A 24,497-nucleotide genomic window follows, 5' to 3' on the forward strand; every position below is an offset into this window, starting at 1 on the left:
CGCCATGAGCCAAGCAGTCACCCCCGCCTTCGCCGAAGAGCCGCTCGAAGCCACCGAGATCCGTGTCCTCGGCAGTCTGATCGAAAAGCAGCTGACCACGCCGGAAAGCTATCCCCTGACCCTCAACGCGCTGGTGCTGGCCTGCAACCAGAAGACCAGTCGCGAACCGGTACTGAACCTCACCCCAGGCGAAGTGGGGCAGGGGCTGCGACGGTTGGAGGAGCGTGGCCTGGCGCGTCTGGTCATGGGCAGTCGTGCGGACCGCTGGGAACAGCGCCTCGACAAGGCACTGGAGCTGCCGCCGCCGCAGTGGGTCCTCTGCGCGCTGCTGTTCCTGCGCGGTCCCCAGACCCTGGGCGAATTGCTCGCGCGCAGTACCCGGATGCATGCCTTCGACGATACCGAGCAGGTGCGCCATCACCTGGAGCGGCTGATCGCTCGCGGCCTGGCCACCGGGCTTGGGCGCCAGCCGGGTCAGCGGGAAGAACGCTACCTGCATCTGTTCGGCAACGCGGCTGAGCGCGATGCCCAAGTCGCGCAACTCGGCAGTGCTTCCGATGGCAGTCCGTCCGTGGGCGGACGCGAAGGCCGGCTGGAGGTCCTGGAAGCCCGGATCGCCGCCCTCGAAGAGCGCCTGGCGCGCTTGGAAGAGAGTGCTCAGCGCGGATAGAGCGGCGGCAGGGTGTCGTGTACCGTCGCCGGTGTCAGCGGCGGCAGGGCGTTGATCGCCTGCCACAGGGTCTCGCCCTGCCAGCGCTGACCGGCTTCGCTGTACAGGGCGCCGTTGAGGTCGTCGAGCGCGGCCGCCAGGGGTTCGAAGCGGGCGCCCATGGCTGCCAGGGTTTCCGGTTGTTGCCGGGCCCAGGCATCCAGGGCGTGGCGCGTCGCATGGGGATCATTGCTCTGGCAGGCGCGGCGCAGCTCTTCGCGCTGCACGCGGCTGTCCACGTCCGGCACGGCCGGGAGTACCGCCGGTTGGCGCCGGGCGCGCCACCAGAGGCCGAAGCCAAGCAGCGTGGTGAGCGCGAAGAAGGCGGTCGCCAGCTGCCAGCGCCAGAGTCCGCGGTCGCCCGTGGTGACCTTGACCACCGTCGGCGTGGCGGTTGGCTGTAGCGTCGGATCTTCGGCCACCACCAGGGGCTGGGCGGGCAGGGTAGCGCGTTCCAGGGTATCGGTTTCGGTATTCCACCAGACCACTTCCACCGGTGGCAGCAACTTGTCGCCGCTGCTGGTGGGAATCAGGGCGACGCGTTCTTCGCGTTGCCCGACCAGGCCACGCGCCTGGGTCTGCAGAGATAGCCGCGGCTGCTCGGCATAGCGTTTCACGCCTTCGATCTCGGGCAACACCAGCGGCGGCAGCTGACCCGGTGCCAGGCCTTCGGCATGTACCTGCAGGGTACGGGTCAGGGCGCTGCCTTCCCGGGCGTTTTCCGGGGCGGGATTCCACTGCTGCGTCAGGGTCAGGCTGCGCGCCGGAACCCAGGGGGTCTGTGGCGGATAACTGGCCGGTTGTGGCAGAACCTCCAGGGTCACCGCCGGAGTGCGCAGCTGGATCGGCTGGCCAGCGCGCGAGCTGTCGTCGAGGCCACCGGCGAGGGTGGCGCTGAAGGTCTGGGGCGGCAGGACCAGGGTGCCGCTCTGCAGCGGATGGATGGCGTAGCGCCATTCGATCACGCCATGACGGACGCCGTCGACGTCGCGCTCATAGACGTTTGGCGTACCCAGCAGGTCGACCCGCGCGTCGCTGGGATTGGGCGGGGTGAGCACATGGTCGTCGTAGAGCGCTACCGCGTGGTAGAGGCGGATGGTCAGGATGGTTTCCGCCTGCACATAGAGCCTGGGGCGATCCACCGCGGCTTCCAGATAGACTGGCTCCCGCGTCTGGCGCTTGGTGGCGGGGGCCGCCACGGTGACGGTCAGCGGCTGACTGTGGGCACCGCCCAGGCTGAGTGCGGGAATGATGAGGGCGCCGCTGGCCTTGGGTTGCAGGGTCACGTTCCAGCGGGTGGTTACCTGCTCGCCCGGCGGCAGGCTGTTCTGGCGCACCCCGAGCACCTTGAAGTCCTGCTCCAGCGGGGCGAGATCGGGTTTGCCGAACTGGGCGGGATCGGTGGTCTCGAGAATGAGTTCCAGGGTCTCGTTCTGGCTGAGCTGACTGCGTTCCAGGCGAGCGCTGAGATCCGCCGCCTGGACGAGTGGCGCGAGCAGCGCCAGGGGCAGCAGCAATGGATAGGACTTCATTGCAGCGCGTTCTCCTCGCGTTGTTGCTGCTGATACCAGAACTTGCGGCGCAGTAGCTCGGCCGGGTTGTCGGGGATTTCCCGCAGCCACTGTTCGGCGGCCTGGTGCTGTTCTTCCGCCAGGGAGTCGTCAGGCACGGACGGGCTGACGAGCCAGTCCGCACCGGGCTGGGCCTGCTGCTGCGGGTTGGCCGCAGCAGTGGCGTCCGGGGTAGCGGTGCTGGCGCTGGCAGGTTCGTCGGCTTGGGCGCTGCTCTGGTTGGCGGCTTGGGCCTTGCGGCTACGCGCGGCGGCGTCGGCCTGCGCCGCGGCGGCGCGCTGGGCAAGCAGACGCTCGAGGCGGTTGCGATTGCGCAGTGCCGCGGTCAGATCCGGACGCAGCACCAATGCCGCACGATAGGCGAGCAGGGCTTCTTCCAGGCGACCGGCCATGGCCAGCGCATTACCACGATTGTAGTGACCGTCCGCCGAGGGATCCCGGGCGAAAGCCGCGGCGGCGCCAGTGAAGTCACCGGCCCGGTAGAGCGCCACACCGCGCCAGCGCTCGTCGGTAAACCGCTCGACGGCCGCACCGGCCTGGTCGTCGCTGAGCAGCTGCAAGCCCTGCTGGTCACGGCGCAGCCAGAGATCGTCCCAGCTACCCGCGTGGACCGGAGGTGGCGTCAACAGCAGGCAGAAGGGCAGGCACAGCAGCCAGCCGCGGCGTGCGCCGCAGGCCACCAGCACCAACAGGGGCAGGAGCAGCAGGTAACCCTGGTCGCGCCAGTCGGAAGGCCCCTGGCCAGCGCTGGCGCGGACATCATCGGGCCGCTCCAGCAGTCCGAGCCGGCGCAGATCGCCGTCATCGCGCTGCAGACGCTGATAGCGTCCGCCCAGTTCGCGGGCGATGCCTTGCAGGCGACCCTCGTCCAGTCGCGCGATGCGGATGCCGCCTGCGGCATCGCTCAGATAATTGCCTGTCTCGGCGGCCACCGGGGCACCCTGGGGCGTACCTGGTCCGAGGATGGCCAGTTGACGCAGACGGCCTTCCAGCTGGCGTTCGATACCCAGGCGCTCACGGTCGTCCAGCTCGCTGGTGATGAGCAGCAGCCGGGCGCTGGCACTGGGCGCAGGGCCGAGCAGCTCCAGCGCCTTGGCGATCCCCAGATCGGCGCGCTGGCCGGGCACCGGCATGATCGAGGGGCGCAGCGCTTTGAGCAGGTTGTCCATGGTCGGCAGGTCGTCGGTCAGGGGCACCAGGGTATGGGCGCTACCGGCATAGACGACGATGGCGGTCTCACCGTCCTGGCGCGCCTTGAGCAGGTCCTGCAGCTTGCGCTGCACGGCCAGCAGGCGGTTGGGGACGACATCGGTGGCGAGCAGGTCCGGCGTCAGGGCCAGGACCACCACCAGGGGATCGTTGCGCCGGAAGTTCTGGGGTTCGCCCTGCTGCCAGCTGGGGCCGGCCAGGGCCAGGCAGGCCAGCAAGCCCGCCAGGCCCAGCAGGATCAGTCCGAGGGGGGAGCGCTGGCGCTCGCTGTCGGCGAGCAGCCAGGGATGCAGCGCTGGCGGCAGCAGCACCTCCCAGCGCCCGTGACGATGGCGACGCTGGCGCAACGACCAGATCACCAGGGCGACTGGCAGCAGGGCCAGCAGCCAGTAGGGACGCAGGAACAGCGGTAGCCAATCGCTCATGTGGCCTTGCCTCCGCGCCGCCAGCGGCGGGGCCACGGCAGGCGCCCGAGCGCTAGGGTCAGGCCGAGCAGCAGCGCCGCGGCCAGGGGCCAGGCATAGAGCTCGCGAGTGGGACGGGCCTGGTCGGGTTGCTGACGGATGGGTTCGAGGCGGTCGAGTTGCCGCGACACGGCTGCCAGTTCGGCGCTGGATCTCACCCGGAAGTAGGCGCCGTTGGTGAGGTCGGCGAGATGCCGCAGCATGGGTTCATCGAGATCGCTGGACGTTGCGCCAACGCCCAGGGCATCCGGTTCGGCGCCGATCCCCAAGGTATAGACGCGCACCCGCTCACTGGCGGCCAGGGTCGCCGCGACCTCGGGTGTCACCACGCCGCCATTGCTGGCGCCATCGGTGACCAGGATCAGGGTCCGACTGTTGTCCGGGCGCTTGCGCAGGTGCTTGACCGCCAGGCCCACCGCGTCACCCACCGCCGTATTGCGCCCGGCCAGGCCAATCTGGGCTTCCTCCAGCAGGGCATGCACGGTACGCCGGTCGGCGGTCAGGGGCGCCTGGAGATAGGCCTGGGAGCCGAACAGGATCAGCCCGACGCGATCACCCTGGCGGCTTTCGATGAAGCGCCCCAGCAGCTGCTTGACCAGAGTCAGGCGGCTGACGCTTTCGTCGCCCAGCTGCATGTCCTGGGTATCCATGGAGCCGGAGACGTCCACCGCCAGCAGCAGGTCGCGCCCGCTCACGTCCAATGGCTGGGGCGGCCCCACCCACTGCGGGCGGGCGGCGGCGGCCAGCAGCAGCAACCAACCCAGCAAATAGGGCAGCAGGCGTCGGGCCCCGACCAGGCCGCCGGCGCGACTGGTGCGTCCGCCCAGGTGTTCGAGTTCGCTGAGGAAGTCGACCCGCAGGGCTGCCTGGCCGCTGTCGGCGGTCGGCAGCAGCAGGCGCAGCAGCCAGGGCAGGGGCGCCAGCAGCCACAGCCAGGGCCAGGCGAATTCAAACATGCTTGCGGATCCAGGTGGCGACGGCATCCTGCAGGCCGTCGATGGTGCGGTCGTCCAGCCGACAGTCCGGGCGATAGCCGCCGTCGACCAGGATCATGTAGCGCGTCAGGCCGGCGGCAGGGCAGCGGGAGTCGAGAAAGGCCAGCCAGTCCCGCCCGCTCAGGGTCTGGCTGAGCTGATCCGGATAGCTGGCGCGGCTGAGCCGCTTGAGCAGGGCGTTCAGCGCCTGCAGCCAGGGACCGGCCGGGCCGCCGTAGGGGCGGGGCAGCTGGGCCAGTTCGGCCAGCGCGGTGGCGCGCAGATCCTCTTCGGTGGTCGGTTCCGCCACGGTGATGCGGGTCAGCGGTCGCCGGCCGCGGCGATGACGGAGAAAGAAGGCCAGCGCCACCAGGATCAGCGCCAGCAGCCACCAGCCCGGCGCCGGCGGCCACCAGACGGGTTCCGGGGGCAGCCGCAGCGGCTCCAGGTTGGGTGCGCCGGGGCTCACGAGGCATACCCCGGGCGATGTTGCCGCAAGAGATGCCGCAACTGCTCGACCAGGTCGTCCGCCGTGGACAGCGGCAGCAGTGGAATGCCCAGGCGCAGGCTGAGTTCCGTCCAGCGCTCGCGGCGCTGCGCGGCCTGCTCGGCATAGCCCTGACGCACGTCGCTGCGGTCGGTATCCAGTTCCACTTCGGCCTGGCCGCTGGTGAAGCGCAACAGGCCGGCCTGGGGCAATTCGTGATCGAGCGGATCGGAAAGCGGTAGCAGGACCAGGTCGCTGTGCCGCGAGAGCAGCGTGAGGTGCTGTTCGGTGGCCACGTCCAGACTGCGCTCGTCGCAGATCACCAGCGCCAGGCTGCCCGGACGCAGCACTTCGCGGGCGCGGCGCAATACCTGGTTGAAGCTGATACGCGGCACCTGAGCCAATGCCGGATCCCGCAGCGCCCGGTTGGCATTGACCAGGTGATCGAAGAAGCGCAGCAGATTCTGCTTGCTGCGCCGCGGCCGCACCTCGTGCAGGCGCTCGCCACCAAAGATCATGCCGCCGATGCGGTCGTTGTGCTCCAGCACCGCCCAGCCGATCAGCGCGGCCAGGCGTCCGGCCAGCACTGACTTGAATTGCTGGCAGGTGCCGAAGAAGGTGCGCGGACTCTGCTCCAGCAGCAGATAGACCGGCCGCTCGCGTTCTTCGTGGAACAGCTTGGTGTGGGGCTCGCGGGTGCGGGCGGTGACGCGCCAGTCGATGGCCCGTACGTCGTCACCGGGCTGATAGGCCCGTACCTGGTCGAAGTCCACGCCGCGACCGCGCAGGCGCGAATGGTGCAGGCCGATCAGCGGGCTGCGCCGTCCGGCAGCGGAAAACAGCTGCACCTCGACTACCCGGTGGCGCATCTCGATGAGCTCGGCCAGGCCCAGGGTCACGCCGTCGCGCTCGGCCATCTCAGGCCACGGCCACCAGATCGAGGATGCGCTGCACCACCCGGTCATGGTCGATACCGGCGGCCTCCGCCTCGAAGGACAGGATGACGCGATGACGGAGGACGTCGAAGACCACCGCCTGGATGTCTTCCGGGCTGACGAAGTCCCGCCCCGCCAGCCAGGCATGGGCGCGAGCGCAGCGATCCAGGGCGATGGAGCCGCGCGGACTGGCGCCATAGGTGATCCAATGCGCCAGGTCCTGGTCGAAACGGCCCGGGGTACGGGTCGCCATGATCAGCTGGACCAGGTACTCCTCCACGGCGTCGGCCATGTACAGCCCGAGCACCTCGCGGCGCGCGGCGTTGATGGCCGCCTGGGTGACGCGCTCGGTCGGCAGGGTCTCGCCGTCCAGGGCCTCGCCACGGGCCTGCGCCAGGATGCGGCGCTCCACCGAGGCGTCCGGATAGCCGATCTTGACGTGCATCAGGAAACGGTCGAGCTGGGCCTCGGGCAGGGGATAGGTGCCTTCCTGCTCGATGGGATTCTGGGTGGCCATCACCAGGAAGAGGTCGGGCAGGGGATAGGAGGTGCGGCCGATGCTCACCTGGCGCTCGGCCATGGCCTCCAGCAGCGCGGACTGCACCTTGGCCGGTGCCCGGTTGATCTCGTCGGCCAGGACCAGGTTGTGGAAGATCGGCCCTTGCTGGAAGGAGAAGGTCGCCGTGTCCGGGCGATAGATCTCGGTGCCGGTGATGTCGGCGGGCAGCAGGTCGGGGGTGAACTGGATGCGGTGGAAGTCTGCCTCCAGGCCTTCGGCCAGGTCCTTGATGGCCTTGGTCTTGGCCAGCCCCGGGGCGCCTTCCACCAGCAGGTGACCATCCGCCAGCACGGCGATGAGCAGGCGCTCCACCAGGGTTTCCTGGCCAAGGATCTGGCTGGTCAGGTAGGTGCGAAGCACCTGCAGAGCGTCACGGTGAGCCATGGGGCATCCTGAATACGGCGCTGGAGCGGTCAAAGTTGCGCAATTTTACTGCAAGCGGCGGCTGCCGCCCATGCCTGCGCTGACGTCGCATTCAGAGCAGTTTTTGACGAAATTTTGACGCGGGTCTGGTCAGGCTGGGCGGCTGCCGGCGCGGCCAAGGTCTCGCTTCGCTCAACCAGTGCGTGCCAAGACTGGCGTGATCGCGCCGGAGGGTTAAACTCCCACGCCTGCCGACCGCGCTCGAGGCCTCTGCGTGGCCGATCTCGTGCCGCTGGCCATTCGCCGCGAATCCCTGCTGCTTTTGACAAGGTGTTTTCATGTCGCAAACGGAAGTCCCCCAATCCCCACGCGCCGCTGGCGTCCGGCCGGTGCCGACGCTGGGCAGCCACCTGAGTTTCGTCCTGGGCTGCGGCCTGGCGCTGATGGTCATGTTCACCCTGCTGCGCCTGGCGATGCTGGGCTACAACACCGATCTGATCGGTGAGTCGCCCTTCGCGACCTTTGCCGAAGCCTTCTTCAACGGCGCCCGCTTCGACCTGCGCCTGGTGGTCTATATCTGCGCGCCCTCGCTGTTCTGCCTGTTCAGCCTGCGAGCCATGGCCGCACGCCGGCTGCAGGCCAGCTGGTTCACCCTGGCCGCCAGCCTCTGTCTGTTGCTGGGCGTCGGCGAGCTGAATTTCTATCGGGAATTCCACCAGCGGTTGAACAGCCTGGTCTTCCAGTACCTGCAGGAAGACCTGCACACCGTCACCAGCATGATCTGGAACGGCTTCCCGGTGGTACGCCTGCTGCTGGCCTGGGCCGTGGCGACCCTGCTGCTGGGACTGGTGTTCTTTGGTATCGAGCGGGCTACCCGCCGCCATGCCGCGCCAAAGCCTGCGGCCTGGTATCGCCGGGGTGCGGTATTCATGCTCTGCCTGGTGGTGGCCGTCATCGCCGCGCGTGGCACCCTGAGATCCGGTCCGCCGCTGCGCTGGGGCGATGCCTATACCACGGACTCCATGTTCGCCAACCACCTCGGCCTGAACGGCACCCTGACGCTGATCGATGCGGCCGAGAACAGCTTCTCCGATCACCGCGACAACAGCTGGAAGGCGACCATGCCCGCCGCCGATGCGCTGGCGGTTACCCGGCAGATGCTGCTGACCCCGCGCGATGAGCTGATCGACGCCGACAAGGCTGCCATTCGCCGGATCTACACCCCGCCTGCCGACGGCCAGTTGCCCAAGGTGCGTAACGTGGTGGTCATCCTCATGGAAAGCATGGCCGGGCGGTACATCGGCGCCCTGGGCAACGAAGACGGCATCACCCCGAACTTCGACGCCCTGGCCAAGCAGGGCACCCTGTTCACCCGCTTCTTCTCCAACGGCACCCATACCCACCAGGGCATGTTCGCCACCATGGCCTGCTTCCCCAACCTGCCGGCCTTCGAGTACCTGATGCGCATGCCCGAGGGTGCCCACCAGTTCTCCGGCCTGCCGCAGCTGCTCAGCACCCGTGGCTTCGACGACGTCTATGTCTACAACGGCAACTTCCAGTGGGACAACCAGTCCGGCTTCTTCAGCAACCAGGGCATGACCAGCTTCGTCGGGCGTGAGGACTTCGTGAATCCGGTGTTCATGGATCCGACCTGGGGCGTGTCCGACCAGGACATGTTCGACCGCTCGGTGCAGGAACTGGACAAACTGGCCAAGGCGCCGGACGGCAAGCCCTTCTATGCGCTCTTGCAGACCCTGTCCAACCACACCCCCTATGCGCTGCCCAAGGACCTGCCGGTCGCGCCGGTCACCGGCCATGGCTCGCTCGACGAACACCTCACCGCCATGCGCTACGCCGACTGGTCGCTGGGCCAGTTCTTCGCCAAGGTCAAGCACGAGCCCTGGTACCAGGACACCCTGTTCGTGATCCTTGGCGACCACGGCTTCGGCAACAACGAGCAGATCACCGAGATGGACCTGTCGCGCTTCAACGTACCGCTGCTGCTGATCGGTCCGGGCGTGCAGGAAACCTTTGGCGCCCGTCGCGATACCGTGGGCAGCCAGATCGACGTGGTGCCCACCGTGCTGGCGCGCTTCGGCAAGCCGACTCAGCACCAGTGCTGGGGCCGTGACCTGCTGGGCCTGCCCCAGGGCGATCAGGGCGTGGCCGTGATCAAGCCGTCGGGCAGCGACCAGACCGTGGCCCTGGTGACCGGCGATCACATCCTGGTCAAGCCGCGTGACCGGGACGCCGTGCTCTATCGCTATCACCTGGGTACCCAGGCCGGCGGCGAGGTGATCAAGGGTGACGCCAATGCGCCCGAGTTGCAGAAACGCCTGGAAGCCTTCATCCAGACCGCCACGGCCAGCCTGCTCGGCAACACCACCGGCATGAACGACAGCAAGGCCGCCGCCGCCCAGCGGCAGTGACGCTCGTCTAAAAAGAAAGGCCGCCCGAGGGCGGCCTTTCTTTTTGCTGACAGAGATCAGGCCGCGATGACCACGTCCTCGGCTTGCAGGCCCTTGTCCCGCTGGATCACCGAGAACTCCACGCGCTGGCCTTCCATCAGCACCCGATGACCTTCGCCACGGATCGCGCGGAAGTGCACGAAGATGTCGTCGCCGGTATCGCGGGAGATGAAGCCGAAGCCCTTGGAGGTGTTGAACCACTTCACCGTGCCACGCTCGCGGTCATCGGCCAGCGGACGTGCCGGGGCGGGGGCTGCAGCCGCGCGTGCCACCGGGCGTGGACGCGCCTCGGCATCGGCCGTGGGAGCGCTGCCGGCCGGTCCACGAAACTTTTCCGGCAGGCTGGCCAGGGCGGCGACCAGGGTCAACCCCAGCGGCAGCAGTTCAGCCGGCAGGCCGCCGATCTGCTCGAGGGGCGCCAGCAGGATGAAGGTCTGGGCCACGACGGCGATCACCAACAGGGCGCTGGCGAGTTTCTGGGCGCCACTGCTGCGGCTGCGGGAGAAGGGCGTGAAGAGAAGGGTGGCAAGACCCAGCAGGGCCAGATGGATGGACTCGGGTTGATCGAAGGACGAGGTGTCGGACTGCAGTCCGGGAATAGCCGATAACAGGAGCGCGGCAGCGCCCACCACGACATGGACAGTAGATAACGTGTTCAATGTGAAATCACCTTGGGTTCAAGAACACGGGTCTGCCGAAACTGCCGGTATGTTGCCCGACAGCGGAGTGACCCGGCGCAAAACGCGCATCCTTATTAAACCCAAAAGGTGAGGGCTGCTCAATCGTGGCACCGTCGCCGGTCGTGGCCGGCGACGGTGCTCTGACTCAGGCGGCGAGCAGGCTGCGCAGCATCCAGGCGGTCTTCTCGTGGGTCTGCATGCGCTGGGTCAGCAGATCGGCGGTGGGCTCGTCATTGACCTTGTCCAGCAGCGGGAAGATGCCCCGGGCAGTACGCACCACGGCCTCCTGACCCTGCACCAGCAGGCGGATCATCTCCTGGGCGTCCGGTACCCCTGCTTCCTCCTTGATGCTCGACAGGCGCGCATAGGCGGCGTAGGTGCCCGGTGCCGGGAAGCCCAGGGCGCGGATACGCTCGGCGATGTCGTCCACCGCGACCGCCAGCTCGGTGTACTGGGTCTCGAACATCAGGTGCAGGGTGTTGAACATCGGCCCGGTGACGTTCCAGTGGAAGTTGTGGGTCTTCAGATAGAGGGTGTAGGTGTCGGCCAGGAGGCGCGACAGGCCCTCGGCGATCTCGGCGCGATCCTGTTCGGCGATTCCGATGTTGATTTCCATGCTGACGGCTCCTGTGCGTCGGTTGCGAAGGGCTTCGAGGCTATCACAGAACCGCTGGCCGTTTAGCCAGTGTTGGCATGTCGAGCTGCGTGCCCGGCTACGGTAAAATCGTGACGGATGATATAGAATCTCCCGTTCAGTCGAGCGCCCGGTCCTGCTGGCCCGGCGCCTCCACGCATTCAGCCTGTTCTAGAGAAGCGAAAACACGACCATGATGCGCAGCCACTATTGCGGCCAGTTGAACGAGAGCCTGGACGGCCAGGAAATCACCCTCTGCGGTTGGGTCCACCGCCGCCGTGACCACGGCGGGGTCATCTTCCTCGACATCCGCGATCGCGAAGGCCTGGCCCAGGTGGTGTTCGATCCGGATCACGCCGAAACCTTCGCCAAGGCCGACCGCGTGCGCAGTGAATACGTGGTCAAGCTCACCGGCAAGGTGCGCCTGCGTCCCGAAGGTGCCCGCAATGCCAACATGGCCTCCGGTGCCATCGAGGTACTGGGCTATGAGCTGGAAGTGCTCAACGAAGCGGAAACCCCGCCGTTCCCGCTCAACGAGTACACCGATGTCGGTGAAGAGACTCGCCTGCGCTATCGGTTCATCGACCTGCGTCGTCCGGAGATGGCCGAGAAGCTGAAGCTGCGTTCGCGCATCACCTCCAGCATCCGCCGCTACCTGGACGAGAACGGTTTCCTCGACGTGGAAACCCCGATCCTGACCCGTGCCACCCCCGAGGGTGCTCGCGACTATCTGGTGCCCAGCCGCACCCATCCCGGCAGCTTCTTCGCCCTGCCGCAGTCGCCCCAGCTGTTCAAGCAGCTGCTGATGGTCGCCGGCTTCGACCGCTACTACCAGATCGCCAAGTGCTTCCGTGACGAAGACCTGCGCGCCGACCGCCAGCCGGAATTCACCCAGATCGACATCGAGACCAGCTTCCTCGATGAAAAAGACATCATGGACATCACCGAGACCATGGTGCGCAACCTGTTCAAGGAAGTGCTGGACGTCGAATTCGGTACGCTTCCGCACATGACCCTGGCCGAAGCCATGCGTCGCTTCGGTTCGGACAAGCCGGACCTGCGCATTCCGCTGGAACTGGTGGACGTGGAAGACCAGCTCAAGGCCGTCGACTTCAAGGTCTTCGCCGGCCCGGCCAACGATCCCAAGTGCCGCGTCACTGCCCTGCGCGTACCGGGCGGGGCGAGCATGCCGCGCAAGCAGATCGATGACTACACCAAGTTCGTTGGCATCTACGGCGCCAAGGGCCTGGCCTACATCAAGGTCAACGAGCGCGCCGCTGGCGTCGAAGGCCTGCAGTCGCCCATCGTCAAGAACATCCCGCTGGACAATATCAATGTCATCCTGGACCGCGTTGGTGCGGTGGATGGCGACATCGTGTTCTTTGGTGCGGACAAGGCCAAGATCGTGTCCGAAGCCCTGGGTGCCCTGCGCATCAAGCTCGGTCACGACCTGAACCTGCTGACCTGCCAGTGGGCGCCGCTGTGGGTTGTCGACTTCCCGATGTTCGAGGAAAACGACGACGGCAGCCTGACCGCCATGCACCACCCCTTCACGTCGCCCAAGTGCAGTCCCCAGGAGCTCCAGGCCAACCCCGGTGCCGCGCTGTCGCGTGCCTACGACATGGTGCTTAACGGCACCGAACTGGGCGGCGGCTCCATCCGTATCCATGACAAGAAGATGCAGCAAGCCGTCTTCGAGGTATTGGGTATCAGCGAAGAGGAACAGGAAGAGAAGTTCGGCTTCCTGCTGGACGCCCTGAAGTTTGGCGCACCGCCCCATGGTGGCCTGGCCTTCGGCCTGGATCGCCTGGTGATGCTGATGACCGGCGCCTCGTCGATTCGTGAAGTCATTGCTTTCCCGAAGACCCAGAGCGCGGCCGACGTCATGACCCAGGCGCCCGGCGCCGTCGACGCCAAGGCCCTGCGCGAGCTGCACATCCGCCTGCGCGAGCAGCCCAAGGCGGAATAAGCCTTACCGGAGGAGGGTGCCCAAGTCGGCGCCCTCCGTTTCCCTTTTTCATTGCGTCGCGGCCATCGCGGCCGGCGCAGTCTTCGTCAAGACATTGGAGTAGCTTATGGCCGGTCATTCCAAATGGGCCAACATCAAGCATCGCAAAGAACGCCAGGATGCCAAGAAAGGCAAGATCTTCACCAAGATCATCCGTGAGCTGACCGTGGCCGCGCGCCAGGGCGGTGGCGTTCCGGCCGACAACCCCCGTCTGCGTCTGGCGGTGGACAAGGCGCTCACCGCCAACATGACCCGCGACACCATCGACCGGGCCATCGCCCGTGGCGTGGGCGCCGGCGAAGGTGAGAACGTCGAGGAACTGACCTATGAAGGCTACGCCCCGAGTGGCGTCGCCATCATCGTCGAGGCCATGACCGACAACCGCAACCGCACCGCGGCCGAAGTCCGGCATGCCTTCAACAAGTGCGGTGGCAACCTGGGCACCGATGGTTCGGTCGCCTATCTGTTCGAGCGCAAGGGCCAGATCAGCTACGCCCCCGGCCTGGACGAAGACGCCCTGATGGAAGCCGCTCTGGAAGCGGGTGCCGATGACGTGGTGGCCAACGATGATGGCTCCATCGACGTCTTCACCAGCTTCGCCGACTTCATCGCCGTCAACGAAGCCCTGACCGCTGCCGGCTACAAGGCCGACGAAGCCGAGGTGACCATGATCCCCTCGACTTCCGCGACCCTGGACCTGGACACCGCGCAAAAGGTGCTCAAGCTGATCGACATGCTCGAAGACCTGGACGACGTGCAGAACGTCTATTCCAACGCCGAAATCCCCGACGACGTCATGGCGCAGCTCGGCTGATGTCCCTCTACGAGCGCCTGCCGCCAGATGCTCCGGGCACCCTGGTCCTGGGTATCGATCCGGGCTCCCGGCTGACCGGCTTTGGCGTGGTGCGCGACACCGGGCGCGGCTGCGAATACGTGGCCTCGGGCTGCATCCGTACCGGTAACGGTCCGTTGCCGGAACGGTTGCAGATCGTCTATCGCGGGGTGCGCGACGTCATCGCCCAGTATGGGCCGGTCACCATGGGCATCGAGCAGGTGTTCATGGCACGCAACGCCGATTCGGCGCTCAAGCTGGGTCAGGCCCGCGGCGCGGCCATCGTGGCCGGCGCCGAGGGTGGCCTGGAGATCTCCGAGTACACCGCGAGCCAGGTCAAGCAGGCCGTGGTTGGCAACGGCGGGGCGGACAAGCAGCAGGTGATGCTGATGGTCATGCACCTGCTGCGGCTGACCGAAAAGCCGCAGATCGACGCCTCCGACGCCCTGGCCATCGCCCTGTGCCATGCCCATACACGGCAGAGTCTGGTGCCCCATGGCCTGTTGGCGACCCGTCGACGCGGCGGCCGGCTGCGTCTCTAGCTTCATCCGTTCAAACATCTCGCTCCAGAAGTAGGAAGGTATCCCTGTGATCGGTCGTTTACGTGGCACCCTGGCGGAAAAGCAGCCGCCCCATCTCCTGCTCGACGTGGGCGGAGTCGGCTACGAGGTCGAAGTGCCCATGACGACCCTTTATCGGCTGCCGGCCCAGGGCGAGGTCGTCACATTGCATACCCACCTCGTGGTACGGGAAGATGCGCACCTGCTGTACGGGTTCGGTGAAAAACGCGAGCGTGAGCTGTTTCGCGAGCTGATCCGGCTCAACGGTGTCGGTCCCAAGCTGGCCCTGGCGTTGATGTCCAGTCTCGAGGTGGATGAATTGGTTCGCTGTGTGCAAGCCCAGGACACGGCCGCCCTGGTCAAGGTGCCCGGGGTGGGTAAGAAGACCGCCGAGCGCCTGCTGGTCGAGCTGAAGGACCGTTTCAAGGCCTGGGAAAATCTGCCCGCGATCGCTCCCCTGGTGTTGCCGAACCAGGCCACCGTCGCGGCCAGCGCCGAGGCCGATGCGGTCAGCGCCCTGGTCTCCCTGGGCTTCAAGCCGCAGGAAGCCAGTCGCGCCGTTGCCGCCGTGGAAGGGGAAGACCTTTCCAGCGAGGAACTCATCCGTCGCGCCCTGAAGGGCATGGTCTGATCCCATGATAGAAACCGATCGAATCATCTCGGCCGGCGGCCGCGACCGCGAGGAGGTCCAGGATCGCGCCATTCGCCCGGTGCGCCTGGCGGACTATATCGGCCAGCCCGTGGTGCGCGACCAGATGGGCCTGTTCATCCAGGCGGCGAAGGGCAGGGGAGAGGCACTCGACCACACCCTGATCTTTGGTCCGCCCGGTCTGGGCAAGACCACCCTGGCCAATATCATCGCCCAGGAAATGGGCGTTTCCCTGAAAAGCACCTCTGGTCCCGTGCTGGAGCGCCCGGGCGATCTCGCCGCCTTGCTGACCAATCTGGAAGCGGGCGACGTGCTGTTCATCGACGAGATCCATCGGCTGTCGCCCATCGTCGAGGAGGTACTCTATCCAGCGATGGAGGACTACCAGCTCGACATCATGATCGGCGAGGGCCCGGCCGCGCGCTCCATCAAGCTGGATCTGCCGCCTTTCACCCTGGTGGGCGCGACCACCCGCGCCGGGATGCTGACCAACCCCCTGCGTGACCGCTTCGGGATCGTCCAGCGCCTGGAGTTCTACGGCACGGCGGACCTGGCTACCATCGTCACCCGTTCGGCCGGCATCCTCGGTCTCGCCATCGAAGCCGAAGGCGCTCTGGAAATCGCCCGCCGCGCGCGCGGTACGCCACGGATCGCCAACCGTCTGCTGCGCCGGGTGCGGGACTTCGCCGAAGTACGCGGGCAGGGCCATATCAGCCACGACATCGCCAGTCGCGCGCTTGATCTGCTGGATGTCGATGCCCAAGGCTTCGATCATCAGGATCGCCGCCTGTTGCTGACCATGATCGACAAGTTCGATGGCGGTCCGGTCGGGGTCGACAGCCTTGCTGCTGCCATCAGCGAAGAGCGTCACACCATCGAAGACGTGTTGGAACCCTATCTGATCCAGCAAGGCTATATCATGCGCACGCCGCGCGGGCGGGTAGTGACCCGACATGCCTATCTGCATTTCGGGCTCAATCTGCCCTCTCGTCTGGTCCAGGGTGGTACGCCCGATCTGTTCGAGGTCAATGGTAACTAAATGCAGTTGCGAACATTTCTGATTGGCAACGGCGAGGCTAGGTTCTAGAGTATGCACGCGCAATCGCGGAGCCCGTCGCCGTCCGTCCTCAGGTGTCGTGTCTACTACGAAGATACCGATGCCGGCGGCATCGTCTACTACGTCAACTACCTCAAGTTCATGGAACGCGCCCGCACCGAGCGACTGCGCGCGCTGGGCTATGCCCAGTCCGAACTCGCTCGGGACAATCTGCTCTTCGTCGTCCACAGCAGCGAAGCGCGCTACCATGCGCCCGCGCGCCTGGATGACGAATTGTTGATCGGTGCCGAGGTGGTCGAAGCGAAGCGTGCCAGCCTCAGGTTTCACCAGGAGGTTCGGCGAGCTAAGGATGATGTCCTGCTCTGTGAAGGGTGGGTGACGGTCGCCTGTGTGCGTGCCGACAGCTTCAGGCCCAGGGCCATGCCCCAGGCCATGCGAACGGTTCTTGCCGGAAATCCGGCGTCAATTCAATCAGGAGATTAAGCGTGCAACCCAACGTCGACCATACGTCCATGTGGAGCCTCATCGCCAACGCCAGTCTGGTGGTGCAATTGGTGATGCTCATCCTGGTCGCAGCCTCTGTCACGTCCTGGATCATGATCATCCAGCGTAGCAATGCCATGCGCGCCGCCAAGCGTTCCCTGGATACCTTCGAAGAGAAATTCTGGTCGGGCATCGATCTGTCCAAGCTGTACCGCCAGGCCGGCAGCAACCCCGATCCGGATTCCGGCGTCGAGCAGATCTTCCGCGCCGGTTTCAAGGAGTTCTCCCGTCTGCGTCAGCAGCCCGGTGTGGATCCCGATGCCGTGATGGAAGGCGTCTCGCGCGCCATGCGCGTGGCTATCTCCCGTGAGGAAGAAAAGCTCGAGCAAGCCCTGCCGTTCCTGGCCACCGTCGGTTCTACCAGCCCCTATGTCGGTCTGTTCGGTACCGTCTGGGGCATCATGAACTCCTTCCGCGGCCTGTCCACGGCGCAGCAGGCGACCCTGGCCACCGTAGCGCCCGGCATCGCCGAAGCCCTGATCGCCACAGCCATCGGTCTGTTCGCCGCCATTCCCGCCGTCGTGGCCTACAACCGCTTCGCCGCCCGTTCGGAAATGCTGATCAACCGCTACTACACCTTTGCGGACGAATTCCAGGCCATCCTGCACCGCAAAGTCCACACCAGCGACGAATAAAGAGGTATCCCATGGTCCCTCGCCGCAAGAAACGCAAGCCCGTCGCCGAGATGAACGTGGTGCCCTACATCGACGTGATGTTGGTGCTCCTCGTCATCTTCATGGTGACGGCGCCCATGCTCAATCAGGGCGTCAAGGTCGACCTGCCCAAGGTCGACAGCCAGGCCCTGCCGCAGGACAACGACAAGCAGATCCTCACCGTCTCGGTGAAGGCCGACGGCACCTACTACTGGAACGTCGGTTCCGAGGTGGATACCGATCAGAAGGCCAAGTCCTCTACGGCGGTGTCCCTCCCACAACTGAGTCAGCAGGTCGGTGCCATCATGCGTCAGCGTGCGGACACCCAGGTGTTCATCCGGGGTGACAAGGCCGCCAACTATGGCGTCGTCGCTGGCGCCATGGGTGCCTTGCAGCAGGCCGGCGTGCCCAACGTCGGGTTGATTACCGAGGCGCCTTGATGCGACACCGCGAGCGTTCGTCGTCCGAAAGTTATTTCTGGCCGGCCATCTGGGCAGTCGCCCTGCATGTGCTGATCTTCGGCCTGCTGTTCGTCAGCTTCGCCTTCACGCCTGAATTGCCCCAGTCGCGCCCGGTCGTCCAGGCGACCCTGGTCCAGCTTAAATCCAAGAGCTCGGCCCAGGTCCAGACGGAGCAGAAGCTGGCCGGTGAGGCGAAGAAGACCGCGGCCAAACAGTACGAGCAGGAACAACTGGAGCAGCGTCGCCAGCAACAGGAAGCCCAGCGTGAAGCGGCGGCGGCCAAGGCGGCTCAGCAACAGAAGGAAGCCCAGCAACAGGCCGCGGAACAAAAGAAAGCCGACGACGCTCGAAAGGCGCAGCAAGCGGAAGCGGCGGCCAAGGCCGCCGAAGCCAAGGCTGAGGCTGAGAAACAGTCCGAAGCCGCCAAGGCGGCCGCAGAAGCCAAGCAGGCCGCCGAGCAGAAGAAGCAGGCGGACATCGCCAAGAAGAAGGCCGACGAAGCTGCCAAACAGAAGGCAGCCGAGGAAGCGGCAAAGAAAGCCGCAGCAGAAGCGGCCAAGCAGAAGTCGGCGGAAGAAGCCAAACAGAAAGCTGCGGCCGAAGCTGCCAAGAAGGAAGCGGCAGCGGAAGCGGCGAAGAAGAAAGCGGCTGACGACGCCAAGAAGAAGGCCGCCCAGGCGGCTGCTCGCAAGGCAGCGGAAGACAAGAAGGCGCAGGCACTGGCCGAGCTGTTGTCCGATGATACCCAGCGGCAGCAGGCACTGGCCGAAGAGCAGGGCGACGAAGTGGCATCGAGCTTCGATGATCTGATTGTGCGTCTGGTCAGCGAGCAGTGGACGCGTCCGCAGTCGGCGCGCAATGGCATGAGCGTCGAGGTGCAGATCAACATGCTGCCGGATGGCACCATTACCAGCGCGACGGTGACCCGCTCCAGTGGCAACAAGGAATTCGATAATTCAGCGGTGTCGGCCGTGCGTAACGTCGGTCGTATCCGTGAGCTGCAGCAGCTGGATCGCAAGACCTTCGACCAGCTGTACCGCCAGCGCCGCATGATCTTCAAACCGGAGGACCTGAGTCTGTGAACACCCTGATCCGTTACATTCTGCTGGGCCTGGTCCTGGTGGTGGGCTCCGCCCAGGCGGCCGATCCGCTGGTGATTTCCAGCGGTAGTGATCGCGCCATCCCGATCGCCGTCGTGCCCTTCGGGTGGCAGGGTGGTCAGCCGCTGCCCGAGGACCTGGCCAACATCGTCAGCGATGACATGCGCAATTCGGGCGTGTTCTCGCCGATTCCGCGCCAGAACATGCTGAGTCAACCGACCCAGGCCAGCGAAGTCATCTTCCGTGACTGGAAAGCCCTGGGCGCCAACTACGTGCTGGTCGGCAGCGTCGTGCCCAATGGCGGTCGGCTGCAGATCCAGTACGCGCTGTTCAACGTCTCCACCGAGCAGCAGGTCCTCACCGGCAATGTCGGCGGCAGCACCGATCAGCTGCGCGACATGGCGCATTTCATCTCCGACCAGGCCTATGAAAAGCTGACCGGCGTGAAGGGCGCCTTCTCGACGCGCATCCTCTATGTCACCGCCGAGCGCTTCTCCGCGACCAATACCCGCTACACCCTGCAGCGCGCCGACTACGACGGTGCTCGCTCGGTAACCCTGCTGCAGTCTCGCGAGCCGATCCTGTCGCCGCGCTTCGCGCCGGATGGCAAGCGCATCGCCTATGTCTCCTTCGAGCAGCAGCGTCCGCGCATCTTCATGCAATACATCGATACGGGTCGTCGCGAGCAGCTGACCAACTTCGAAGGCCTCAACGGTGCCCCGGCGTTTTCGCCTGATGGCAATCGCCTGGCATTCGTGCTGTCCAAGGACGGCAACCCCGAGATCTACGTGATGGACCTGGGATCCCGTGCCATCCGTCGTGTGACGAATGACTCCTCCATTGATACCGAGCCGTTCTGGGGCAAGGATGGCCAGACCATCTACTTCACCTCCGACCGCTCCGGCAAGCCGCAGATCTACAAAACCGGCGTTAATGGCGGAGGCGCTGAGCGCGTGACTTTCGTCGGCAACTACAACGCCAACCCGAAACTTTCGGCGGACGAAAAGACCCTCGTCATGGTGCATCGTCAGGAAGGTTTCACCAACTTCCAGATCGCTGCTCAGGACCTTCAACGCGGCTCTGTTCGGGTACTTTCCAACACCAGCCTGAACGACTCGCCCACTGTTGCGCCCAATGGCACCATGCTAATCTACGCCACCCGCCAGCAGGACCGAGGCGTACTGATGCTTGTATCCATCAATGGTCGCGTCCGGATTCCTCTTCCCACCGCCCAGGGTGATGTGCGCGAGCCTTCCTGGTCTCCTTACCTGAACTGACGGCTAATTAGAAAAGTCCTTAGATACACCAACATTGCGGTTCTTTTAGGAGTTACATGATGGAAATGCTGAAATTCGGCAAGTTCGCTGCACTGGCTCTGGCCATGGCCGTCGCCGTGGGCTGTTCCTCCAAGGGCGGCGACGCCTCCGGTGAAGGCGCTGGTGCTGGCGCTGGCGCCGGTGCTGTCGACCCGAACGCTGGCTACGGCGCCAACGCCGGTGCCGTTGACGGCAGCATGGGCGACGAAGCCGCTCTGCGCGCCATCACCACCTTCTACTTCGAGTACGACAGCTCCGATCTGAAGCCGGAAGCCATGCGCGCTCTGGACGTTCACGCTCGCGACCTGAAGGCCAGCGGCCAGCGCGTCGTTCTGGAAGGTCACACCGACGAGCGCGGTACCCGCGAGTACAACCTGGCACTGGGCGAGCGTCGTGCCAAGGCCGTTCAGCGCTACCTGGTACTGCAGGGCGTGTCCCCGGCTCAGCTGGAACTGGTTTCCTACGGTAAAGAGCGTCCGGTTGCCGTCGGTCACGACGAAGCTTCCTGGGCTCAGAATCGTCGCGTTGAGCTGAAGAAGTAATAAACGATGTCCAAGCGCCTGCAGTTCTTGATCGCCCTGACCCTCGGTGTACCGGTTGTCGCCGGGGCTCAGGTTCCCGTACAGGATGGTAGCTATGGCACTGCCCAGTCCGCTGGGCAGGCTTATGGCGGTGCAGGCGCGACCAGTGCCGGAAACGGGGCTCCCGTTTCCGGTATGGGTCAACTGTTCATGCAGTTGCAACAGATGCAGGACGATATCGCTCGCCTGCGTGGCCAGGTCGAGGTTCAGGAAAACGAGATCCGCCAGCTCAAGCAGGAAGGATTGGATCGTTACCAGGATCTGGATGGCCGAATTTCCCAGCTTTCTTCCGCCCCTGCCAACGCAGGTGCCGGAGCCGCTGGAGGTGCCGCCCAGGGTGGTGCCATCGCGGCCAACAACACGCCGACTCCGCCTGCCTCCGCAGGTGCACCGGCTGCCAGTAGCGAACCGGGCGATCCGGCGAAGGAAAAGCTGTACTACGACGCTGCCTTCGATCTGATCAAAGCCAAGGATTTCGACAAGGCCAGCCAGGCGTTCAATGCGTTTCTGCGCAAGTATCCCAACAGCCAGTACGCGGGTAATGCCCAGTACTGGCTGGGTGAGGTGAATCTGGCCAAGGGTGATCTGCAGGCTGCGGGTCAGGCCTTCGCCAAGGTCAGCCAGGCCTATCCCACCAGTAACAAGGTGCCGGATTCTCTGTACAAATTGGGTGGCGTCGAGCAGAAGCTCGGCCGCACCGACCGGGCCAAGGGCATGTACCAGCAGGTCATCAGCCAATATCCCGGAACCTCCGCTGCGCAGCTGGCGCAGCGGGACCTGAAAAGCCTGCCCTAGCGCAGGCTTTTTTCTTCTATCTACCGCAACGGAGGCGGATGGCCTGTGTAGCCGTCACGCCCGTGGCTTCTATGCAAAAAGATACCTTACGTCTTACCGAAATCTTCTATTCGCTCCAGGGTGAAGCCCGCACTGCCGGCCTTCCCACGGTCTTCGTCCGCCTCACCGGCTGCCCATTGCGCTGTCAGTACTGCGACACGGCCTATGCGTTCACCGGTGGCGAGATCCATCACCTCGATGCCATCCTCGAGCAGGTCGCCAGCTACCGCCCGCGACATATCTGCGTAACGGGCGGCGAGCCACTGGCCCAGCCCAATTGCCTCAAACTACTTGAGCAACTCTGCGATGCAGGCTACGAGGTGTCCCTGGAAACCAGCGGTGCCCTGGATGTCAGTGGGGTAGACGTCCGCGTCAGCAAGGTGATGGACCTCAAGACCCCGGCATCGGGCGAAGTCGGGCGCAACCTTTACGCCAACATCGCTCAGCTCACACCGAACGATCAGGTGAAATTCGTCATCTGCTCGCGTGAAGACTACGACTGGGCCGTTTCCAAGCTGATCGAGTACCGCCTGGACCAGCGAGTGGGAGAAGTGTGGTTTTCGCCCAGCCACGGCCAGGTGGTGCCCCGCGAACTGGCGGAGTGGATCGTGGCGGATAACCTTCCCGTGCGTTTTCAATTGCAACTGCACAAGATTCTCTGGAACGACGAGCCGGGACACTAAGCATGAGTCAGCCTAAAGCGGTCATCCTTCTCTCCGGCGGCCTCGATTCCGCCACCATCGTCGCCATGGCCAAGGCTCAAGGCTTCGCCTGCTACACCATGAGCTTCGACTACGGCCAGCGGCATAGAGCCGAACTGCAGGCGGCCGAGTGCGTAGCTCGCCAGCTTGGCGTGGTCGAACACAAGGTGATCGGCCTGGACCTCAATGGCATCGGTGGCTCAGCGCTCACCGATCCGGACATCGCCGTGCCGGAAACGCCTGGCGAGGGCATTCCCGTTACCTATGTACCAGCGCGCAACACCGTGTTCCTGTCGCTGGCCCTGGGGTGGGCCGAGGTGCTTGGTGCTCGTCATCTCTTCATTGGGGTGAACGCGGTGGACTATTCCGGCTATCCGGATTGCCGACCGGAATTCGTCGAGGCCTTCGAGCGCCTAGCCAATCTCGCCACCAAAGCCGGCGTGGAAGGGGATACCTTCAAGATCGAAGCCCCGTTGCAGTTCCTGTCCAAGGCGCAGATCGTCCAGGCCGGCACCGATCTGGGTGTGGACTACGGACTGACCGTGTCCTGCTATCAGGCCAACAGCGAAGGGGAGGCCTGCGGCCGTTGCGACAGCTGCCGCCTGCGTGCCGACGGCTTCAAGGCAGCCGGAATTTCCGACCCTACCCGCTACCAGTAAAAAAAAATTTATCTAGGGTGTTGATTATCCAGAGAAAATCGCTAGAATGGCGGCCACTAACGGGTCGTTAGCTCAGTCGGTAGAGCAGTTGGCTTTTAACCAATTGGTCGTAGGTTCGAATCCCACACGACCCACCATCTTCACCAAAAACCCTCCGCAATGGAGGGTTTTTGCGTTCCCTCAGCTCAGAAAAGCAGCTGTCTGTGGCGGAATCTAGCGTCAGCGTAGCCGCCCATCAGCGTGCCCGTTAGCAGCAGCGTCTTGCGCGCTGTTTGATGCCAGCACTCCCATGGCCTGGCCCTGGGCCGAACCGCTGTTCTTGTACTCGTGTCCCTCGTCCACCACCAGCAGGTCGAAGTAGCCGTCCGGGAGGTAGCGCTTGATGAGCTCGGTCGGTTGGTAACCGCCCTCGCCGAAGCCGAATTCCAGGTTGGCCATCGCCCGCTCCATGCGCTTGGCCTGGCGGTCACTGAAGACGAAGTTGCCCTTGGCGTCCATCAGGTTGATGAACTCATGGACGTTGTCAGCCAGCATCGTGGCGAGAAACTCTTCGCCGAAGTCCGCCACCAACTTCTCGGCCCGGATGGGGCCAATGGTCGGTATGCGGCACATTGACTTGAGGATCACGCTGCGCCTGTCACCGCCTGCGGCCTTGCCCGGGCGCATCAGCGTCCAGAGGGGCGCCTTGCACTTCGGGCACTGCCGGCGTCGCTCCCCGCGCTGGAAGTCCTCCAGGGTGAGGTAGTTGCCTTCCTCGTCCTCGAGCACGCGACACCCCCGAGCGCTGTTGGGCGGCGAGCTGAAGGTGTTGCATTGAAGGTGCTCCGAAGTAAGGCAGCGCGTAGGGGGTATCACACCTCATACTAGTGCTACAAAACATGCAAGAAAAAGCAATACCACGCCTGACCGTGCATTTCCTATTGATGCCATGGAAGAGGGCAGCCAGGGTTGACCGGAGCTGTATTGGTGGACTCGTGACTTCGGGCGACTAAGTAGATGATGGCAAAATGCTATATTGATAGGTAATGGTCATAACTTTCGGGTTATCCTAAGCGATCCTAGCGCCATCTCAGCACTTCTTCCCCGTATGACCGCCTCACGAAGACCTCCTCGCGGCGCAGGCCGCACGGCCAAGCCCGATTCGCTCCGCGCTGCTCATGAGCAGATCACCCGCAACAGCGGCACTCTCGCCGACATCGCCGGCCTCATCGAGATGGAAGGCAGGGCCACGCCCTCCCGTGGTCAGGGCATTCAATCCCCGCGCGCCAAGGCCGACACCGGGAGTCCTTCGAATACCTCCAGGACCGATGTGCTCGAGGCCAACGGATCTGGCTCTTTTCTGGGACAGCGGGTGTTCGGAGTACCGCTCTTGGCCGTCTTGGGGTGTGCCTTGATCCTGGGCGCCGCGGTTGGGGTACCGCTGGGCGTACTGACCTATGGCACCGCTATCTGCACGGCGGTGCTGGACGGGTTGGCCGGCCTCTAGTCGG

Annotated in this window: 25 protein-coding genes, 1 tRNA gene and 2 pseudogenes; 18 read left to right on the forward strand and 10 right to left on the reverse strand. The window is 64.9% G+C overall.

Annotation, left to right across the window (positions count from 1 at the left end; all coding sequences use genetic code 11):
* The first annotated feature begins 4 nt into the window (after window positions 1-4).
* Window positions 5-670 (forward strand): YceH family protein, encoded by a 666-nt coding sequence (locus tag ACUCV0_RS07875; protein ID WP_482212443.1) that lies wholly within the window; start codon window positions 5-7, stop codon window positions 668-670.
* On the opposite strand, the gene ACUCV0_RS07880 is transcribed toward ACUCV0_RS07875, so the two are convergent.
* From ACUCV0_RS07880 to ACUCV0_RS07905, 6 genes are read right to left on the reverse strand one after another with little or no spacing between them, the layout of a single operon-like run.
* Window positions 658-2,241 (reverse strand): BatD family protein, encoded by a 1,584-nt coding sequence (locus ACUCV0_RS07880; protein WP_482212444.1) that lies wholly within the window; start codon window positions 2,239-2,241, stop codon window positions 658-660. The two genes, ACUCV0_RS07875 and ACUCV0_RS07880, sit on opposite strands and share 13 nt — an antisense overlap.
* A complete protein-coding gene (locus tag ACUCV0_RS07885) occupies window positions 2,238-3,914 on the reverse strand; it encodes a vWA domain-containing protein (protein ID WP_482212445.1) in 1,677 nt (558 codons plus the stop codon). Before ACUCV0_RS07885 ends, ACUCV0_RS07880 begins: the two co-directional genes overlap by 4 nt.
* The gene (locus ACUCV0_RS07890) at window positions 3,911-4,909 is read right to left on the reverse strand and encodes a VWA domain-containing protein (RefSeq protein WP_482212446.1); all 999 of its coding nucleotides are present in this window, start codon (window positions 4,907-4,909) and stop codon (window positions 3,911-3,913) included. Before ACUCV0_RS07890 ends, ACUCV0_RS07885 begins: the two co-directional genes overlap by 4 nt.
* The gene (locus tag ACUCV0_RS07895) at window positions 4,902-5,396 is read right to left on the reverse strand and encodes a DUF4381 domain-containing protein (protein ID WP_482212447.1); all 495 of its coding nucleotides are present in this window, start codon (window positions 5,394-5,396) and stop codon (window positions 4,902-4,904) included. The genes ACUCV0_RS07890 and ACUCV0_RS07895 overlap by 8 nt, the downstream gene beginning before the upstream one ends.
* Window positions 5,393-6,331 (reverse strand): DUF58 domain-containing protein, encoded by a 939-nt coding sequence (locus ACUCV0_RS07900; RefSeq protein WP_271655455.1) that lies wholly within the window; start codon window positions 6,329-6,331, stop codon window positions 5,393-5,395. The genes ACUCV0_RS07895 and ACUCV0_RS07900 overlap by 4 nt, the downstream gene beginning before the upstream one ends.
* Before the next feature lies 1 nt (window position 6,332).
* Window positions 6,333-7,292 (reverse strand): AAA family ATPase, encoded by a 960-nt coding sequence (locus ACUCV0_RS07905; protein ID WP_059315518.1) that lies wholly within the window; start codon window positions 7,290-7,292, stop codon window positions 6,333-6,335.
* A 317-nt stretch (window positions 7,293-7,609) separates the two neighbouring features.
* On the opposite strand from ACUCV0_RS07905, the gene ACUCV0_RS07910 reads away from it, so the two are divergent.
* The gene (locus tag ACUCV0_RS07910; protein WP_323147915.1) at window positions 7,610-9,700 is read left to right on the forward strand and encodes an LTA synthase family protein; all 2,091 of its coding nucleotides are present in this window, start codon (window positions 7,610-7,612) and stop codon (window positions 9,698-9,700) included.
* 56 nt (window positions 9,701-9,756) lie between these two features.
* Here the strand turns inward: ACUCV0_RS07910 and ACUCV0_RS07915 are convergent, their stop codons facing one another.
* From ACUCV0_RS07915 to ACUCV0_RS07925, 3 genes and pseudogenes are all read right to left on the reverse strand, one after another.
* Window positions 9,757-9,972 carry a cold shock domain-containing protein gene (locus ACUCV0_RS07915; protein WP_160923550.1) on the reverse strand — a complete coding sequence of 72 codons (216 nt, stop codon included), beginning with the start codon at window positions 9,970-9,972 and terminating at the stop codon, window positions 9,757-9,759.
* A 117-nt stretch (window positions 9,973-10,089) separates the two neighbouring features.
* Window positions 10,090-10,398: pseudogene (locus tag ACUCV0_RS07920) on the reverse strand (cold shock domain-containing protein membrane protein); the annotation flags it as partial.
* A 166-nt stretch (window positions 10,399-10,564) separates the two neighbouring features.
* Window positions 10,565-11,035: a Dps family protein gene (locus ACUCV0_RS07925; RefSeq protein ID WP_059315515.1), complete on the reverse strand. Its 471-nt coding sequence runs from the start codon at window positions 11,033-11,035 to the stop codon at window positions 10,565-10,567.
* Window positions 11,036-11,246: 211 nt separating this feature from the next.
* Here ACUCV0_RS07925 and aspS point away from each other — a divergent pair, with 211 nt between their 5' ends.
* The 15 genes from aspS to ACUCV0_RS08000 all read left to right on the forward strand — a co-directional run bounded on the left by aspS (window position 11,247) and on the right by ACUCV0_RS08000 (window position 23,144).
* Window positions 11,247-13,022: an aspartate--tRNA ligase gene (gene aspS / locus ACUCV0_RS07930; RefSeq protein WP_482212448.1), complete on the forward strand. Its 1,776-nt coding sequence runs from the start codon at window positions 11,247-11,249 to the stop codon at window positions 13,020-13,022.
* Window positions 13,023-13,128: 106 nt separating this feature from the next.
* On the forward strand, window positions 13,129-13,875 hold the full coding sequence (locus tag ACUCV0_RS07935; RefSeq protein ID WP_454253332.1) for a YebC/PmpR family DNA-binding transcriptional regulator: 747 nt from the start codon (window positions 13,129-13,131) through the stop codon (window positions 13,873-13,875).
* Entirely contained in the window at window positions 13,875-14,435 is a 561-nt protein-coding gene (ruvC, locus tag ACUCV0_RS07940) for a crossover junction endodeoxyribonuclease RuvC (protein WP_007160336.1), read from the forward strand. The genes ACUCV0_RS07935 and ruvC overlap by 1 nt, the downstream gene beginning before the upstream one ends.
* A 46-nt stretch (window positions 14,436-14,481) precedes the next feature.
* Window positions 14,482-15,084 (forward strand): Holliday junction branch migration protein RuvA, encoded by a 603-nt coding sequence (ruvA, locus tag ACUCV0_RS07945; protein ID WP_059315512.1) that lies wholly within the window; start codon window positions 14,482-14,484, stop codon window positions 15,082-15,084.
* Between the two features lie 4 nt (window positions 15,085-15,088).
* A complete protein-coding gene (ruvB, locus tag ACUCV0_RS07950; RefSeq protein WP_271655451.1) occupies window positions 15,089-16,141 on the forward strand; it encodes a Holliday junction branch migration DNA helicase RuvB in 1,053 nt (350 codons plus the stop codon).
* Between the two features lie 51 nt (window positions 16,142-16,192).
* Window positions 16,193-16,642, forward strand: coding sequence for a tol-pal system-associated acyl-CoA thioesterase (ybgC, locus tag ACUCV0_RS07955; RefSeq protein ID WP_434774568.1), 450 nt, complete (start codon window positions 16,193-16,195; stop codon window positions 16,640-16,642).
* A 2-nt stretch (window positions 16,643-16,644) separates the two neighbouring features.
* On the forward strand, window positions 16,645-17,337 hold the full coding sequence (gene tolQ / locus ACUCV0_RS07960; RefSeq protein ID WP_059315509.1) for a protein TolQ: 693 nt from the start codon (window positions 16,645-16,647) through the stop codon (window positions 17,335-17,337).
* 11 nt (window positions 17,338-17,348) lie between these two features.
* On the forward strand, window positions 17,349-17,795 hold the full coding sequence (tolR, locus tag ACUCV0_RS07965; RefSeq protein WP_059315508.1) for a protein TolR: 447 nt from the start codon (window positions 17,349-17,351) through the stop codon (window positions 17,793-17,795).
* Window positions 17,795-18,898, forward strand: a complete 1,104-nt coding sequence (tolA, locus tag ACUCV0_RS07970) for a cell envelope integrity protein TolA (protein WP_059315507.1) — start codon at window positions 17,795-17,797, stop codon at window positions 18,896-18,898. Before tolR ends, tolA begins: the two co-directional genes overlap by 1 nt.
* Entirely contained in the window at window positions 18,895-20,193 is a 1,299-nt protein-coding gene (gene tolB, locus ACUCV0_RS07975; RefSeq protein ID WP_059315506.1) for a Tol-Pal system beta propeller repeat protein TolB, read from the forward strand. Before tolA ends, tolB begins: the two co-directional genes overlap by 4 nt.
* A 59-nt stretch (window positions 20,194-20,252) precedes the next feature.
* Window positions 20,253-20,774, forward strand: a complete 522-nt coding sequence (gene pal / locus ACUCV0_RS07980) for a peptidoglycan-associated lipoprotein Pal (protein WP_058791633.1) — start codon at window positions 20,253-20,255, stop codon at window positions 20,772-20,774.
* Between the two features lie 6 nt (window positions 20,775-20,780).
* Entirely contained in the window at window positions 20,781-21,608 is an 828-nt protein-coding gene (gene ybgF / locus ACUCV0_RS07985; protein WP_059315505.1) for a tol-pal system protein YbgF, read from the forward strand.
* A gap of 71 nt (window positions 21,609-21,679) precedes the next feature.
* Entirely contained in the window at window positions 21,680-22,330 is a 651-nt protein-coding gene (gene queE, locus ACUCV0_RS07990) for a 7-carboxy-7-deazaguanine synthase QueE (RefSeq protein WP_174523142.1), read from the forward strand.
* A gap of 2 nt (window positions 22,331-22,332) precedes the next feature.
* Window positions 22,333-23,007, forward strand: a complete 675-nt coding sequence (gene queC / locus ACUCV0_RS07995; RefSeq protein WP_482212449.1) for a 7-cyano-7-deazaguanine synthase QueC — start codon at window positions 22,333-22,335, stop codon at window positions 23,005-23,007.
* A 61-nt stretch (window positions 23,008-23,068) separates the two neighbouring features.
* Window positions 23,069-23,144, forward strand: a tRNA-Lys gene (locus ACUCV0_RS08000).
* Between the two features lie 72 nt (window positions 23,145-23,216).
* Here the strand turns inward: ACUCV0_RS08000 and ACUCV0_RS08005 are convergent.
* Window positions 23,217-23,778, reverse strand: a pseudogene (locus tag ACUCV0_RS08005) (DEAD/DEAH box helicase); the annotation flags it as partial.
* 316 nt (window positions 23,779-24,094) lie between these two features.
* On the opposite strand from ACUCV0_RS08005, the gene ACUCV0_RS08010 reads away from it, so the two are divergent.
* Window positions 24,095-24,493 carry a hypothetical protein gene (locus ACUCV0_RS08010; RefSeq protein WP_482212450.1) on the forward strand — a complete coding sequence of 133 codons (399 nt, stop codon included), beginning with the start codon at window positions 24,095-24,097 and terminating at the stop codon, window positions 24,491-24,493.
* The last annotated feature ends 4 nt before the right edge of the window (window positions 24,494-24,497 follow it).

Source organism: Pseudomonas sp. VMV1 (assembly GCF_056790235.1).

Coding starts and splice junctions, on each gene's coding strand:
- tolR (WP_059315508.1), top strand. CDS start 17,349: ATGGTCCCTCGCCGCAAGAAACGCAAGCCCGTCGCCGAGATGAACGTG.
- aspS (WP_482212448.1), top strand. CDS start 11,247: ATGATGCGCAGCCACTATTGCGGCCAGTTGAACGAGAGCCTGGACGGC.
- ybgF (WP_059315505.1), top strand. CDS start 20,781: ATGTCCAAGCGCCTGCAGTTCTTGATCGCCCTGACCCTCGGTGTACCG.
- ACUCV0_RS08010 (WP_482212450.1), top strand. CDS start 24,095: ATGACCGCCTCACGAAGACCTCCTCGCGGCGCAGGCCGCACGGCCAAG.
- ybgC (WP_434774568.1), top strand. CDS start 16,193: ATGCACGCGCAATCGCGGAGCCCGTCGCCGTCCGTCCTCAGGTGTCGT.
- ACUCV0_RS07880 (WP_482212444.1), bottom strand. CDS start 2,241: ATGAAGTCCTATCCATTGCTGCTGCCCCTGGCGCTGCTCGCGCCACTC.
- ACUCV0_RS07875 (WP_482212443.1), top strand. CDS start 5: ATGAGCCAAGCAGTCACCCCCGCCTTCGCCGAAGAGCCGCTCGAAGCC.
- ruvC (WP_007160336.1), top strand. CDS start 13,875: ATGTCCCTCTACGAGCGCCTGCCGCCAGATGCTCCGGGCACCCTGGTC.
- ACUCV0_RS07885 (WP_482212445.1), bottom strand. CDS start 3,914: ATGAGCGATTGGCTACCGCTGTTCCTGCGTCCCTACTGGCTGCTGGCC.
- tolA (WP_059315507.1), top strand. CDS start 17,795: ATGCGACACCGCGAGCGTTCGTCGTCCGAAAGTTATTTCTGGCCGGCC.
- ACUCV0_RS07925 (WP_059315515.1), bottom strand. CDS start 11,035: ATGGAAATCAACATCGGAATCGCCGAACAGGATCGCGCCGAGATCGCC.
- ACUCV0_RS07890 (WP_482212446.1), bottom strand. CDS start 4,909: ATGTTTGAATTCGCCTGGCCCTGGCTGTGGCTGCTGGCGCCCCTGCCC.
- pal (WP_058791633.1), top strand. CDS start 20,253: ATGGAAATGCTGAAATTCGGCAAGTTCGCTGCACTGGCTCTGGCCATG.
- queE (WP_174523142.1), top strand. CDS start 21,680: ATGCAAAAAGATACCTTACGTCTTACCGAAATCTTCTATTCGCTCCAG.
- ACUCV0_RS07900 (WP_271655455.1), bottom strand. CDS start 6,331: ATGGCCGAGCGCGACGGCGTGACCCTGGGCCTGGCCGAGCTCATCGAG.
- ACUCV0_RS07935 (WP_454253332.1), top strand. CDS start 13,129: ATGGCCGGTCATTCCAAATGGGCCAACATCAAGCATCGCAAAGAACGC.
- ruvB (WP_271655451.1), top strand. CDS start 15,089: ATGATAGAAACCGATCGAATCATCTCGGCCGGCGGCCGCGACCGCGAG.
- ACUCV0_RS07905 (WP_059315518.1), bottom strand. CDS start 7,292: ATGGCTCACCGTGACGCTCTGCAGGTGCTTCGCACCTACCTGACCAGC.
- queC (WP_482212449.1), top strand. CDS start 22,333: ATGAGTCAGCCTAAAGCGGTCATCCTTCTCTCCGGCGGCCTCGATTCC.
- ACUCV0_RS07910 (WP_323147915.1), top strand. CDS start 7,610: ATGTCGCAAACGGAAGTCCCCCAATCCCCACGCGCCGCTGGCGTCCGG.